General features: G+C 62.5%; 16 protein-coding genes. 9 read left to right on the top strand and 7 right to left on the bottom strand.

What is annotated here, in order from left to right; genetic code table 11:
- Window positions 1-42: 42 nt before the first annotated feature.
- The gene (locus FNA46_RS03875) at window positions 43-1,233 is read left to right on the top strand and encodes a cystathionine beta-lyase (protein ID WP_142881032.1); all 1,191 of its coding nucleotides are present in this window, start codon (window positions 43-45) and stop codon (window positions 1,231-1,233) included.
- Here FNA46_RS03875 and FNA46_RS03870 read toward each other — a convergent pair whose 3' ends face one another.
- Window positions 1,234-2,400 carry an FAD-dependent monooxygenase gene (locus FNA46_RS03870; protein ID WP_142881031.1) on the bottom strand — a complete coding sequence of 389 codons (1,167 nt, stop codon included), beginning with the start codon at window positions 2,398-2,400 and terminating at the stop codon, window positions 1,234-1,236.
- 14 nt (window positions 2,401-2,414) lie between these two features.
- Window positions 2,415-2,663: a zinc-finger domain-containing protein gene (locus tag FNA46_RS03865; RefSeq protein ID WP_142881030.1), complete on the bottom strand. Its 249-nt coding sequence runs from the start codon at window positions 2,661-2,663 to the stop codon at window positions 2,415-2,417.
- A gap of 185 nt (window positions 2,664-2,848) precedes the next feature.
- Between FNA46_RS03865 and FNA46_RS03860 the strand changes: the two genes are divergently transcribed.
- From FNA46_RS03860 to FNA46_RS03825, 8 genes are all read left to right on the top strand, one after another.
- The gene (locus tag FNA46_RS03860; RefSeq protein WP_142881029.1) at window positions 2,849-3,628 is read left to right on the top strand and encodes an alpha/beta fold hydrolase; all 780 of its coding nucleotides are present in this window, start codon (window positions 2,849-2,851) and stop codon (window positions 3,626-3,628) included.
- Window positions 3,629-3,717: 89 nt separating this feature from the next.
- Window positions 3,718-4,542, top strand: coding sequence for a serine O-acetyltransferase (gene cysE / locus FNA46_RS03855; protein WP_142881028.1), 825 nt, complete (start codon window positions 3,718-3,720; stop codon window positions 4,540-4,542).
- Window positions 4,543-4,694: 152 nt separating this feature from the next.
- The gene (locus FNA46_RS03850; protein ID WP_142881027.1) at window positions 4,695-4,898 is read left to right on the top strand and encodes a DUF3126 family protein; all 204 of its coding nucleotides are present in this window, start codon (window positions 4,695-4,697) and stop codon (window positions 4,896-4,898) included.
- Between the two features lie 215 nt (window positions 4,899-5,113).
- Window positions 5,114-5,464 carry a phasin family protein gene (locus FNA46_RS03845; RefSeq protein WP_142881026.1) on the top strand — a complete coding sequence of 117 codons (351 nt, stop codon included), beginning with the start codon at window positions 5,114-5,116 and terminating at the stop codon, window positions 5,462-5,464.
- Window positions 5,465-5,717: 253 nt separating this feature from the next.
- A complete protein-coding gene (clpS, locus tag FNA46_RS03840) occupies window positions 5,718-6,071 on the top strand; it encodes an ATP-dependent Clp protease adapter ClpS (protein WP_142881025.1) in 354 nt (117 codons plus the stop codon).
- A gap of 9 nt (window positions 6,072-6,080) precedes the next feature.
- A complete protein-coding gene (clpA, locus tag FNA46_RS03835) occupies window positions 6,081-8,594 on the top strand; it encodes an ATP-dependent Clp protease ATP-binding subunit ClpA (protein ID WP_142881024.1) in 2,514 nt (837 codons plus the stop codon).
- 91 nt (window positions 8,595-8,685) lie between these two features.
- A complete protein-coding gene (locus tag FNA46_RS03830; protein ID WP_142881023.1) occupies window positions 8,686-9,456 on the top strand; it encodes an AzlC family ABC transporter permease in 771 nt (256 codons plus the stop codon).
- A complete protein-coding gene (locus FNA46_RS03825) occupies window positions 9,453-9,788 on the top strand; it encodes an AzlD domain-containing protein (RefSeq protein ID WP_142881022.1) in 336 nt (111 codons plus the stop codon). The genes FNA46_RS03830 and FNA46_RS03825 overlap by 4 nt, the downstream gene beginning before the upstream one ends.
- Before the next feature lie 47 nt (window positions 9,789-9,835).
- On the opposite strand, the gene FNA46_RS03820 is transcribed toward FNA46_RS03825, so the two are convergent.
- From FNA46_RS03820 to FNA46_RS03800, 5 genes are all read right to left on the bottom strand, one after another.
- Window positions 9,836-10,966: a GGDEF domain-containing protein gene (locus tag FNA46_RS03820; protein WP_142881021.1), complete on the bottom strand. Its 1,131-nt coding sequence runs from the start codon at window positions 10,964-10,966 to the stop codon at window positions 9,836-9,838.
- A 154-nt stretch (window positions 10,967-11,120) separates the two neighbouring features.
- Entirely contained in the window at window positions 11,121-11,546 is a 426-nt protein-coding gene (locus FNA46_RS03815) for an HIT family protein (RefSeq protein ID WP_142881020.1), read from the bottom strand.
- A gap of 30 nt (window positions 11,547-11,576) precedes the next feature.
- Window positions 11,577-12,764: a GNAT family N-acetyltransferase gene (locus tag FNA46_RS03810; RefSeq protein ID WP_142881019.1), complete on the bottom strand. Its 1,188-nt coding sequence runs from the start codon at window positions 12,762-12,764 to the stop codon at window positions 11,577-11,579.
- Complete coding sequence (locus FNA46_RS03805) at window positions 12,761-13,498, bottom strand: glycerophosphodiester phosphodiesterase (protein WP_185969713.1); 738 nt, start codon at window positions 13,496-13,498, stop codon at window positions 12,761-12,763. The genes FNA46_RS03810 and FNA46_RS03805 overlap by 4 nt, the downstream gene beginning before the upstream one ends.
- Window positions 13,495-13,965 carry a RidA family protein gene (locus tag FNA46_RS03800; protein ID WP_142881018.1) on the bottom strand — a complete coding sequence of 157 codons (471 nt, stop codon included), beginning with the start codon at window positions 13,963-13,965 and terminating at the stop codon, window positions 13,495-13,497. The genes FNA46_RS03805 and FNA46_RS03800 overlap by 4 nt, the downstream gene beginning before the upstream one ends.
- Window positions 13,966-13,969 lie beyond the last annotated feature (4 nt).

Here is a 13,969-nt window from a genome sequence, read left to right as displayed (position 1 = left end):
TCACAACTCCGGCTTCCTGCAACCTAAAAACTCTGGCATCCCATGAAAAGCAAAGATTCCCTGCTGGCGGGTGCGGGTGACAACACCCGTCTTGCCCATCTCGGTCACGATCCGATGAGCTATCACGGCTTCGTCAATCCACCCGTGGTGCACGCCTCGACCGTGCTGTTTCCCAATGTCGAGACGATGGAGAATCGTGGCCAGAAATATACCTATGGCACGCGCGGGACGCCCACCACGGATGCCCTGTGCGAGGCTTTCAATGCGCTGGAAGGGGCGGCGGGTACCGTTCTCGTGCCCTCGGGGCTTGCCGCAATCACGGTGCCTTTTCTCGCTTATCTCTCGGCCGGAGACCATGCGCTGATTGTCGATTCGGTCTACACGCCGTGCCGGCATTTCTGCGACACCATGCTGAAGCGGCTGGGTGTCGAGGTCGAGTATTACGATCCGGAAATCGGGGCAGGGATCGAGACGCTGATCCGGCCGAACACGAGGCTCGTGCATACCGAGGCGCCGGCCTCCAACACCTTCGAGATGCAGGACATTCGCGCCATTGCCGAGGCTGCCCACCGGCATGACTGCGTGGTGACCATGGACAATACCTGGGCGACGCCGCTCTTCTTCCGTCCGCTGGACTTCGGCGTCGACGTGTCGATCCATGCCACGACCAAATATCCTTCCGGCCACTCCGATATCCTGATGGGCTCGGTTTCCGCCAACGAGAAGCACTGGCCGCGCCTGCACGAGACGCAGATTACGCTCGGCATCTGCGGCGCGCCCGATGACAGCTATCAGATCCTGCGCGGCTTGCGCACCATGGGTGTGCGTCTGGCCCACCATCAGGCGAGCGCTCTTGAGATTGCCTGCTGGCTGGAAGGCCGGTCCGAGGTCGCGCGCGTGCTGCATCCGGCGCTGGAAAGCTTTCCCGGTCATGCGGTCTGGAAGCGGGACTTCAAGGGCGCCAGCGGCATCTTCTCCTTCATCCTCAAGGCAGGCGATGCGGCCGAGGGGCGCAAGAAGGCGCATGCCTTCCTCAATACGCTGTCGCTGTTCGGGCTCGGCTATTCCTGGGGCGGCTATGAGAGTCTGGCGCTCAAGGTCAATCTCTCAGACCGCACCATCCGCAAGGCGCCGCCGGAAGGCCCGGTCATTCGCCTGCAGATCGGTCTGGAAGATGTGGCCGATCTCATCAAGGATCTGGAGGCCGGTTTTGCCGCGGCAGCGAGCGCCTGATCAGGTGGTCGCGTCGTAGCCATAGAGCCAGTCGAGGTCCGCCGCGAGCGCTTGCGGCGGACGCAGCGCGAGAACCATGTCGCGGCCGATCCGCAAGGGGCCACGGACGTGATAGGCGAAACGATTGAAGGCGCCGCGTGCCCGCACGCGTGCCGCCCGCGCCTTGCGAACCTTCTCATAGTCTGCCAACGCCTGCGGCACGGTGGCGGCCGTGGACAGCCGCATGGCCAGTTCCCAGCCATCCTCGATCGCCATGGCCGCGCCCTGGGCGGCAAACGGCATCATGGCATGGGCGGCGTCGCCCACAAGGACCGTGTCCCTGCCATTCTGCCAGGCGCCGTCGCTCACCTGGTAGAGCGGCCAGAAGCGACCGGAATCCATGCATTTCAAAAGGGAAACGATCTGCGGATGCCAGCCGCCGAACTGCTCCAGCAGGAGACGCTTCTGCTCGATGCTGGCATTGGCCTCCCAGATTTCCCCGGGATTGAGGCCGGCGGCGATTGCCACGATGTTGAAGCCATCGATCTCGCGGAGCGGGTAGCAGACGAGATGGCAGGAGGGACCGAGATAGGCGGTCACCGTATCGGGCTGCAGGAAGGACGGTGCGTCCCTGCTGGCAAGCGTAAAACGCCAGGCGACATTGCGGGAGAAATCCGGCTCGGGCGCCGCGGCAATCTCGTCGCGGGTACTGGACCAGACGCCGTCTGCGCCAACAATCACGTCCGGGGCTTCGCCAATCAGGTCGGCGAGGACGTCGCGATTGTTGCGGTCGATGCGTCGTCCAAGATGCAGGACGGCGTTGCGGTCGGCCACGACAGCATCCATCAAAACGCGTTGCAGCGTGCTGCGATGGGCAACGCCATAGGGCGCGCGCCAGCGTTCGCGAGCGAAACGGCCGGCCGGCACATGGCCGAGGCGGCCGAGCGATTTGCCGGAGACAAGCGCAATCCGCTCCGGCTCCGTCCATTCTCGCTCCAGCGCGGACAGAACGCCGAGACGCGCCAGGATGCGGCTGGCATTGGGCGAAATCTGCAGGCCAGCGCCAACCTCCGCGAGGTAGGGAGCCTGTTCGATCACATGGCAGCGAATGCCACGGTTTGAAAGCGCCAGGGCGGTGGTCAGACCCGCCATGCCGGCGCCAATGATCGCGGCATTGCGTATGGACATGGGAACGCGCCCGATCAGGCGGCCTTGACGTGGAAGGTGCAGCCCGGCGGATTGGTTTCGCCGGACTTCAGGGCCGGGTTGTAGCGATAGAGCGTCGAGCAGTAGGAGCAGATCTTCTCGTTGTCGTCGCCCATGTCGATGTAGATGTGCGGATGGTCGAACGGCACGTTGGCCCCCGTGCACATGAACTCCTTGACGCCGACCTCGATGAGGCGGTGCCCGGCGTCGTTCTGGAAATGGGGAATACCGTGATGACCGGCCATGTTTGCACTCCATGCTGTTCATTCGTGCCTGCCCTGACGATCGGCCAGACGTTGACGCGAACCTTACAGATTGCCCGCGCGAAAGTGTAGGGGTAAACGGGGCACCGCATGGGGATTTTCGTCGCAGGGCGGTTCAAGCGGCCGCACTCTTCGCCTATGGTCCCGCCTTGACAAGGAAGCCTGCCATGAACCTGAACCCGCCCGCTTTTTCTACCTTTGCCCATCAGGGCCTGACGCTTGCCTATTTCGATGAGGGCGAACCGGCTGGCGAGCCGGTGGTGCTCGTTCATGGCTTTGCCTCCACCGCCAATGTGAACTGGGTCTATCCGGGCTGGCTGAAAACGCTGTCGGATGCCGGCTACCGGGTCATCGCGCTCGACAACCGCGGCCATGGCGCCAGCGACAAGCCGAAGGATGCAGAAGCCTATCGTCCGGCCGTAATGGCCGAGGATGTGGTGGCGCTGCTCGATCATCTGGGGCTGCCGGATGCGCATCTGATGGGCTATTCCATGGGCGCACGCATCTCCACCTTCGCGACGCTGGCCCATCCAGACCGGGTGCGCTCGCTGGTGCTCGGCGGCCTCGGGATCGGACTGACCGATGGCGTTGGCGACTGGGACCCGATCGCCGACGCGCTGCTGGCGCCGTCGCTCGATGTGGTGACCCATGAGCGCGGGCGCATGTTCCGTGCCTTTGCCGACCAGACGAAAAGCGACCGCGCGGCGCTTGCCGCCTGCATTCGCGGCTCACGCGATCTCGTGGCCCGCGAGGCGATGGGGCGTATCGAGGTTCCGACCCTGATCGGCGTTGGCACCAAGGACGACATCGCCGGCTCGCCGCAGGAACTGGCGGCGCTGATGCCGCATGCGCGGGCGCTGGACATTCCAAACCGTGACCACATGCTCGCCGTCGGCGACCGGGTGTTCAAGGCCGCCGTTCTGGACTTCTACCGCGAGATCGCGTGAACCCGGTTCCGCCGGCGCCATTCGCCGGCATTGGTGTTTTGCGCAAGATTGTTCTATAAATGGTCTCTCCCATAAACGAGGGTACTGCCATGTCGGCACGCACTGAAATCCGCCCGCAGGAGCCGATTGCTTCCGTCGATCCGATCTGGGACACGCTGCGCCATGAAGCACGCGCCGGCGCCGAGCGCGACCCGCTGCTGGCGACCTTTCTCTATTCCACGGTGATGAACCATCGTTCGCTGGAGCAATGCGTCGTCCACCGGATCTGCGAGCGTCTCGATCATCCGGATCTGCAGGCGGTCCTGCTGCGTCAGGCCTTCGAGGAAATGCTGGAGGACTGGCCGGAATGGGGCGCCGTCCTGCGTGTCGACATCCAGGCCTATTACGACCGCGATCCGGCCTGCATGCGGTTTCTCGAGCCGGTCCTCTATTTCAAGGGTTTCCACGCCATCCAGACGCATCGTCTGGCGCACTGGCTGATGGAGCGCGGCCGGCGCGATTTCGCGATGTATCTCCAGAGCCGTGCGTCGAGCGTGTTCCAGACGGATATCAACCCGGCTGCCCGCATCGGCAAGGGGATCTTCCTCGATCATGCGACGGGTTTCGTGGTCGGCGAAACGGCGGTGATCGGCGACAATGTGTCAATCCTCCACGGGGTGACGCTGGGCGGTACCGGCAAGGAGGGGGCCGATCGTCATCCGAAGATCGGCAACGGCGTGCTGATCGGTGCCGGCGCCAAGATCCTCGGCAATATCCAGATCGGCAATTGCTCGCGCGTTGCAGCAGGATCCGTGGTCCTGAAGCCGGTTCCGCCGAAGACCACGGTTGCCGGCGTGCCGGCCAAGGTGGTTGGAGAGGCCGGGTGTTCGGAGCCATCGCGCCTGATGGACCAGATCCTGCGTTCAGAGGATTGATGTTGGCGCAAGCGGCGCCATGTTTCCCGCGGCCAGCCAAGCGCCGTGCGGGCAGGGCAGGCATGCGGGGATGAGCGGCGCAGCGTTCTTTACTTTCGCCGTGATCCCGTGGCAAAAGCCCCGCAACCGAGAACACTGACGGAGAGACACCAGTGAAAGCCGACGAAATCAAGAAGCTCGATGCCTACTTCAAACGGGTTTTCAACCCTTCCATGAGCGTCAAGGCACGTCCGCGCAAGGACGATTCAGCCGAGGTCTATGCTGGTGACGAGTTCCTGGGCGTGGTCTACGTCGATGACGAAGACGAAGAGCGCTCCTACAATTTCTCCATGGCGATCCTGGACGTCGATCTCTGATCCTTTGGAACCGTTTTCACACGGGTTGACTGATTGCGGCGGGCTCTGATCGAGACCCGCCGTTTTTCATGGGTGCGCGTCCTGGTTGATCGCGAATCCTGCGGCATTCGGTCCAAAACTGCCATTTCGCAGGTGCGTCACAGTTTCTTGCCTTGACTTTCGCAGTGCAAAAATATTCCATCAGTAATTGCGAATTCACCTACAGGAGGCGGACAATGTTCAACTTCGACGAAATCAGCCGTAAGAACAAGGAAGCGTTCGATACCGCGCTGCGCAGCTATTCCGAAATCGCCAAGGGCTTCCAGGCCATTGCCACCGAGACCGGCGACTACTCGAAGAAGTCCTTCGAGGATCTCACGAGCTTCTTCGAGCAACTGGTGGGCGTGAAGAGCGTCGAGAGCCTCTACGAGCTTCAGACGAAGTTCGCAAAAAGTTCCTACGAAGGCTTCGTGGCCGAGGCGACGAAGATCAGCAGCATGTATGCCGATCTCGCCAAGACCGCCTACAAGCCCTATGAGGCGCCAGTCGCCCGTGCAACGGCCGTGGTGACCTCGGCGGCCGCCTGATTCCCCGACAGATTCGAGCCCGCAAGAGCTTCGGCAAACCGGCTGCGCAAGACGCGTGGCCGGTTTTTGCTTTGTATACGCCCTTCGTCTGACGGGAAATTGTCCCTCCTGTCCCCTCATGCAACGAATAGTGATTGCGTGCCGCCGCGAGGGGCTTAAAATCAGCTTCAGGCGAACTAGATATGTGCATCTGATGTCCGGCTCCGGCTGATCGTTCGGACGAGGCTTCGGACAGTTGGGGATTGAAGGAAAGATGATCGCTTTGCCGATCTACATGCAAGACGGGAAGGATGGACAGGGAGACAGCGGCAATCGCGGCACCTCGGTGATTACGCGCACCAAGGCGAAGACGAAGAAGCCGAACCTCTACCGCGTCCTTCTGCTGAATGACGATTACACGCCGATGGACTTCGTCATTCACATTCTGGAGCGTTTTTTCCAGAAAGACCGCGAAGCGGCCACCCGCATCATGCTGCACGTTCACAATCACGGGGTCGGCGAATGCGGGATCTTTACGTACGAGGTCGCTGAGACCAAGGTGAGCCAGGTCATGGATTTTGCCCGCCAGCACCAGCACCCGCTGCAATGTGTCATGGAAAAGAAGTGAGGACCGCGCGTGCCAACATTTTCGCCTAGTCTTGAAAAGGCGCTGCATCAGGCACTGACTTTCGCCAATGAGCGGCACCACGAATACGCGACGCTGGAGCATCTGCTTCTGGCGCTGATCGACGATTCCGATGCGGCCGCCGTGATGGGCGCATGCAATGTCGACCTGGACGCCCTGCGCAAGACGGTGTCCGATTACGTCGACAACGAACTGGCCAATCTCGTCACCGGTTACGACGAGGATTCCAAACCCACCTCCGGCTTCCAGCGCGTCATCCAGCGCGCCGTCATCCACGTTCAATCCTCCGGTCGCGAGGAAGTGACCGGGGCGAACGTTCTTGTCGCCATCTTCGCCGAGCGTGAAAGCCATGCGGCCTATTTCCTGCAGGAGCAGGAGATGACCCGCTACGATGCGGTCAACTACATCTCGCACGGCATCGGCAAGCGGCCGGGCTCCTCGCAGGTGCGCACGCCGCGCGGAGCCGATGACGGCGAGGCCGATGCCAAGCCCTCCTCGCGCGAGCAGGAGGACGGTTCGGCCAAGAAGCCGCAGGATGCGCTCAAGGCCTATTGCGTCAATCTGAACGACAAGGCGCGTGACGGGCGCATCGATCCGCTCATCGGCCGCCATGACGAGGTCAACCGCACCATCCAGGTGCTGTGCCGCCGCTCCAAGAACAACCCGCTCTACGTGGGCGATCCAGGTGTCGGCAAGACGGCGATCGCCGAAGGTCTTGCCAAGCGCATCATCGAAGGCAAGGTGCCGGAAGCACTGGCGGATGCGACGATCTTCTCGCTCGACATGGGCACGCTGCTTGCCGGCACCCGGTATCGCGGCGATTTCGAGGAGCGCCTGAAGCAGGTCGTCAAGGAACTGGAAGAGTTTCCGGGCGCCGTGCTGTTCATCGATGAGATCCACACAGTGATCGGCGCCGGTGCGACGTCCGGCGGGGCCATGGATGCGTCCAACCTGCTGAAGCCGGCGCTCTCCTCCGGGGCGATCCGCTGCATCGGTTCGACCACCTACAAGGAATATCGCCAGTTCTTCGAAAAGGACCGGGCGCTGGTGCGTCGCTTCCAGAAGATCGACGTCAACGAGCCGTCGATCGATGATGCGATCGAGATCATGAAGGGCCTCAAGCCCTATTTCGAGGAGTATCACAAGCTTCGTTATACCAACGAGGCGATCAAGTCGGCCGTCGAATTGTCGGCCCGCTACATCTCCGACCGCAAGCTGCCGGACAAGGCGATCGACGTGATCGATGAAACCGGCGCGGCGCAGATGCTGCTGCCAGCGTCGAAGCGCCGCAAGCTGATCACCGAGAAGGAGATCGAGGCCACCATCGCCACCATGGCCCGCATCCCGCCGAAGACGGTGTCCAAGGACGACGAGATGGTTCTCGCCAACCTGGAAAAGGAACTGCGCTCCGTCGTCTACGGCCAGGACAAGGCGATCGAGGCACTGGCAACCGCCATAAAGCTGGCGCGTGCCGGCCTGCGCGAACCGAACAAGCCGATCGGCTCCTACGTGTTCTCCGGCCCGACCGGCGTCGGCAAGACGGAAGTGGCGAAGCAGCTCGCCTCCTCGCTCGGCGTGGAACTCCTGCGCTTCGACATGTCGGAATACATGGAGCGGCACACGGTCTCGCGCCTGCTCGGTGCCCCTCCCGGCTATGTCGGCTTCGACCAGGGTGGTCTTCTGACCGACCAGGTGGACCAGCATCCGCATTCTGTCGTGCTGCTCGACGAAATCGAGAAGGCGCACCCGGACATCTACAACATCCTGTTGCAGGTGATGGACCATGGCTCGCTGACGGACCACAACGGCAAGAAGATCGACTTCCGCAACGTGATCCTGATCATGACCACCAATGCCGGCGCCGCCGAGATGGCCAAGGCGGCCATCGGCTTCGGCTCGTCCAAGCGCACCGGCGAGGACGAGGAGGCGCTGAACCGGCTGTTCACGCCGGAGTTCCGCAACCGCCTCGACGCGATCATTCCCTTCGCGCCGCTGCCAACCGAGGTCATCCATCAGGTGGTGCAGAAGTTCGTCATGCAGCTGGAAACCCAGCTCTCCGAACGCAATGTGACCTTCGACCTGCATCAGGATGCGATCGCCTGGCTCGCCGACAAGGGATACGACGAACGCATGGGTGCGCGTCCGCTGTCGCGCGTCATCCAGGAACACATCAAGAAGCCGCTCGCCAACGAAATCCTGTTCGGCGCGCTGCGCAAGGGTGGCGTGGTGCGTGTCACCGTCGGTAAGAAGGATGACGGCCAGGATGGCCTGATCCTCGAATCGATCCCGGAAGCCGCTCCGGTAAAGCCGAAGCCGGAAGCCGAGGTGGAAGAGGTCGAGCAAGAGGTGAAGGCCAAGGCGAAGCCGGGTAAGGAAAAGCCCGGCAAATCTGCTGGCAGTCGCGAGAAGCCAGCAAAGGCGGAGGCGGAAGGTGACGTGCTGACCGAGGAACCGCAGAAGCCGCGCAAGGGCACAACCGTTCCTCGGGTACCCAAGAAGAAGTAAGGCGTCTTGCCTGAGATGTCGTGCCGGGGCTTGCGTCCCGGCACATTGCGTTTTGCCGGTCGGTTCCGAGCGGCGTTCCCCGGACTGACCGATGTCTTCTCCTCCGCTTGATGTGCGTTCCAACTTTTTCTGGTTCTTTGTCGGCATGCGGGGTCTTACCTCGCTGCCTGCGCTGATCCTGATGACCTCCTTTGTCGGCTTCAGCGCCTTTGCGCTCGAATCCGGCATCACCCGCGACCAGGCGGTGTTCATGACGCTTGCCGTCTGGGCGCTGCCGGCCAAGATGATCCTGATCGGCACCATGGCGGGCGGGGCGCCGCTTGCAGCCTGCTTTCTGGCCGTGACGCTTTCTTCGATCCGCATGATGCCGATGGTCGCCTCGATCATGCCGGACATGAAGAGCGAGAAGAGCCCTACTTGGCTTCTGCTGTTTCTCTCGCATTTCGTGGCGATCACCTCCTGGGTCTTTGCGATCCAGCATCTGGAAAACGTGCCGCGCGAGCGGCGCACCGCCTATTTCGGCGGCTTTGCCATCACCCTGACGCTCGTCAATGCAGTGATCGTCGGGGTCTGCTACGGCATCGTCGCGCAGTTTCCCCCGCTGGTGTCCGGTGCGCTGTTCATGATGACGCCGGTCTATTTCTTCGCCTCGATCTGGGCGAGTGCCCGCCATTCCGTCGTGCGGATTGCCTTCGTGGTGGGGGCCACGGCAGGGCCGGCGATGGCGCTGGTCGATCCGCGCTTCGATATCGTCTATGCCGGTCTTGGCGGCGGCGCGCTTGCCTATCTGTTCGACCGTTTCGTGATCCGCAGGGCAGGGCGCAGGATGACGCCCGCGTCCTCCCTGGAGGATCCGCTATGACGGATCATGGCTGGTGGATCTATCTTGTCATCATCGTGGCCGGCTGGCTGGCGACCGACATCTGGCGCTGGCTGGGTGTCCTCGTCGGCAACCGCCTGGACGAGGAATCCGAGGCCCTGCACCTTGTGCGGGCGGTGGCAACTGCACTCGTGATGGCGGTCACCTCGAAGCTGGTCTTCTTTCCGACGGGAACGCTCGCCGATTCGCCGTTGTGGTTGCGGCTTGGTGCGCTCGGCGTCGGCTTCGCGGCCTTCCTGCTGACTGGCCAGCGGGTCATCGTCTGCGTCGTCGTGTCGATCTCGCTTTTGATCGCGGGGCTGGCGTTTCTCTGAAAAATGTCGGCGGTTACCGCCTTGCCCTTGTCCATGATCTCAAAAGATCAGGCGATCTGGATGACGTGAACTTCGGAAAATTCCACCGAGCCGCGGCCCTTTCGCTTGGCTTCATAGAGCGCCTGATCGGCCGCTGCCACGAGGCGCTGCGGCGTGTCGGTGGGATCGTCCGTCACGGCAACGCCGAGGCTTGCGCCGATCGCGACTTCCTGTCCCTGCAGCAGATAGGGCATCTGCAGTCCTGTTGCGATCTGCCGGGCAAGCCGCTCCGCCTCGTCCGACGAGGAGAGTCTGGGCTGAACGACGAGAAACTCATCGCCGCCGCGTCGCGCGGCGAGCGCCTGTGGTGGCAGAAGTGCCCGCAGGCGGCGCCCTACCTCGACCAGGATGGAATCGCCCGCGTCGTGGCCGAAGGTGTCGTTGGCGGCCTTGAAATGGTCGAGGTCGATGAAGTGCACGGCTACCGCCTGCCCCGGACGGACTTCCTGCGCCATGAACAGCCGCTGCAATTCCCGGTCCACCGTGAAGCGGTTGGCAAGTCCTGTCAGCGCATCGCTGCCGGCCAGCGCGGCCAGTTCGGCGCGGGTGATCAGCGCTTCGAAGGTCAGGCGGTAGGTTGTCTGGATCAACTGGATGCTCGCAAGCGACATCATCAGCAGGAACAGCCCGAGCAGCTTGTGCAGCAGGACCGGGTGAAACAGGAGGACAACGATATAGGGGAGAGCGGCAATCTGGGTGCAGGCAATGGCAAGGCGCGGACGCACCGCCAGGCGCGACAGCACCCCGGTGCAGTAGCTGACCAGGAACACGGTAGAAAAAAGCTGCGCCTCGGTTGGGCCGCCGAGAAAGGTATAGCCGCCGATCGCAGCCACCAGCAGGGAAAACAGCAGGCTGCCGGCTGCATGCGACCGCTCCCAGACACGAACCGATCGACGCTCCCGCCATCGGCGATAGGCCCGGTCGATGGCAAAACGGAGGCTTGCAATCAGAAGGGCCAGAACTGCAAAGGCTGCGAAGACGGCGTCACCGGAGGTAAAGGCCACGAGGCCGCAGAAGAAAGCCGCAGCAAAGCCGATGAAGACCACATTGAAGGTGGAGGCGTAGAGCTGGTCCACCAGCTCGGCCTTGATCGGCGCTTCCCGGTCGATCCGGGCGTGCTTCGTGCGATGGGACGTCATGCTCTTGCCTGTTGCAAAACGGTGGCTGCCGGCAACCTGATACAGGGCGAAGCCGCGGAAAGAATGTGCTCACCCCGGTCTGATCCTTTCTCGAAAAGGCGTGAACGGCGCCCGTCAGCTTCGCGTGAAGCCCAGGCAAGCGCCGTTTTGCCGATCAGAGGGCGTCACGCACCTTCCGGGCATGCTCCGCAAGCACCGCATGGTCTTCCATCTTGCCCGTATGGGGCTTCAGTGGTTCGCCCTCGCGGCGCGGGATGACGTGAAAATGCAGGTGGAATACGGTTTGTCCGGCGGCGGGTTCGTTGAACTGTGCAATGAACACGCCGTCCGCTTCGAAGGCATCCTTCGCGGCGACCGCAAGTTTCTGGACAACCGGGATAACATGGGCAAGGACGGCCGGATCGGCGTCCAGCAGGTTGCGCGAACCGGTCTTCGGAATCACCAGTAGATGGCCGGGTGCCTGGGGCATCACGTCCATGAAGGCCAGCGTATGCTCGTCTTCGTAGACCTTGTGGCACGGGATCTCGCCCTTCAGGATTTTTGCGAAGATGTTGTTTTCGTCGTAGGCCTGCACGCTCATCGCTTGCTCTCTCCGCTGCTATGTCGTTGGTCAGTCGTGGTCCTGCCGCTCTCCCTTGCGGAAGGGGCTGTGCTCGGTCAAGACCTCGCCGGTATATTCCACCTGCCGGCGCTCCTGTTCCAGATAGTCGGCGACGGCGCGCCGCAGGCCCGGATGAGCGATGTAATGCGCCGAATGGGTGGTGACCGGCAGGTAGCCACGCGCCAGCTTGTGTTCGCCCTGGGCTCCGGCTTCCACACGCGCCAGACCCCGCGCCAGCGCGAAATCAATCGCCTGATGATAGCAGACCTCGAAATGCAGGAAGGGGTGATCTTCGATACAGCCCCAATGGCGGCCGAACAGCACCTCTTCGCCGATGAAGTTGATGGCGCCCGCCACGTAGCGTCCGTCGCGTTTCGCCATGACAAGCAGGATGTCATCGGCCATGCGTTCGCCGATCAGCGAATAGAAGCGGCGGTTGAGATACGGGCGGCCCCATTTGCGGCTGCCGGTATCCATGTAGAAGGTAAAGAACTGGTCCCAGATGTCCTCGGTCAGGTCCCGCCCCGTCAGCCAGTCGATACGGATGCCGCCCTCCAGCGCAGCACGACGCTCCTTGCGCAGGTTCTTGCGCTTGGCGGAGGAGAGTTCCGCGAGGAACGCCTCGTGATCGGCATAGCCCTTGTTGATGAAGTGGAACTGCTGGTCCGTGCGGTGCAGGAAGCCGGCTTCCTCGAAAGCCTCGATCTCCGTCTCCGGCAGGAAGGTGACGTGCGCGGAGGAGACGCCTGCCTGGCGCGTGACTTCCGCAAGACCAGCCGCCAGCGTCTGCTGAAGGGGAGCGCTGTTCTCTCCTGCCAGTGTCAGCAGTCGCGGACCGGTTGCCGGCGTGAAGGGAATGGCGCACTGGATTTTCGGATAGTAGCGCCCGCCGGCCCGCTCGAAGGCATCGGCCCAGCCGTGATCGAACACATATTCGCCCTGGCTGTGGCTCTTCAGATAGCCGGGCACGGCACCGACCAGCCGGCCATCGCCATCCTCCAGCAGCAGGTGATGGCCAAGCCAGCCGGTCTTTGCTGTCGCAGAGCCCGAATCTTCCAGCGCCGAGAGGAAGGCATGCGACAGGAAGGGATTATAGGGCACCCCACCCCCGCGTCGTGTTCCCGACAATGCCGACCAGCGGTCGGAGCTGATCGCAGAAAAGGATTTTTCGACGCGGAGGGTAAGTGTGTCTGTCATGCGGCGGAAGGAGCGCTTTCTCTCGGGTCGAAACCCTCGAAGGTCATCTGGTCTGCATGAGTATAGGTATGCGCGCGTGCCTTTTCATCCCTCACCGTCCAGGTAATCACCGGAATGCCGCGACGCTTCTGCGCATCGATGAAGCTGTTGGGCAGATGCGCCCAGTGGTAGGAAATGAAATCGATACCGAGCTGCATGGCCTCGTCGTGGCGGAAGAATTCCTCCGGCGTATCGCCCATCGCCGTCAGTCCGACCGGATAGGGGGAGCCGGCGCGCTTCAGGTCCTTCAGCAGATGATGGTCGAAGCTCATCAGCGCCACCTTGCCCTGGTATCCGTCCAGCTGTTCCAGCACCGTTTCGGCAAAGCCCTCGTCCTCGGCAGCGCTTTGCCCCTTCAGCTCGATGACGAGCGGGACCTTGCCCTTCACAAGATCGAGAAGCTGGCGCAGCTTGGGCACGCGGTCGGCGGTGCCGCCAACGGTCAGCAGTCCAAGTTCGGCGGAGGTGCGTTCGCGCACCTTGCCGGAAATCCCGCACAGACGGTCCAGCACATCGTCATGGAAGACGACCGGTTCGCTGTCGGAGGCGAGCTGCAGGTCGCATTCGATGGCAAAACCGGCCTCGACGGCGCGCGAAAAGGCCGAGAGCGTGTTTTCCCACACGGCATGGTTCATGTCGTGATAGCCGCGATGGGCAACCGGCAGGTCCTTGATCCAGGAGGCATCCGTGCTCATGCGTCGACATCCAGGATAGCGTCGACCTCGACGGCCGCATTGAAGGGCAGGGCGGCCATGCCGACGGCGGCACGCGCATGCTTGCCGACATCGCCGAGCACATTGGCGATCAGGTTGGAGGCGCCGTTCATCACGAGATGTTGTTCCACGAAGCCGGGCGCGGAGGCAATGAAGCCGTTCAGCTTCAACACGCGGCGGACCTTTCCGAGATCGCCGCCAAGCGCTGCCTTTACCTGCGCCAGAATGTTGATCGCGCACAGTTCTGCGGCGCGCTGGGCTGTTGCGACGTCCACTTCGGCGCCGACCAGGCCGGTGACTGCGACCTTTCCGGCCTCCATCGGCAGCTGGCCGGAAATGTACAGCGTATTGCCGCTCAGCGTGTAGGGCACGTAATTGGCCGCGGGCGCTGCCGCAACGGGCAATTCAATCCCCATCTCCTTGAGGCGGCTTTCAATCGCTTCCGACATTTCA

The sequence above is a fragment of the Affinirhizobium straminoryzae genome (genome assembly GCF_007004135.1).
In the GTDB taxonomy this organism is placed as follows: domain Bacteria; phylum Pseudomonadota; class Alphaproteobacteria; order Rhizobiales; family Rhizobiaceae; genus Neorhizobium; species Neorhizobium straminoryzae.
This window is presented reverse-complemented; position numbering and strand designations above follow the sequence as displayed.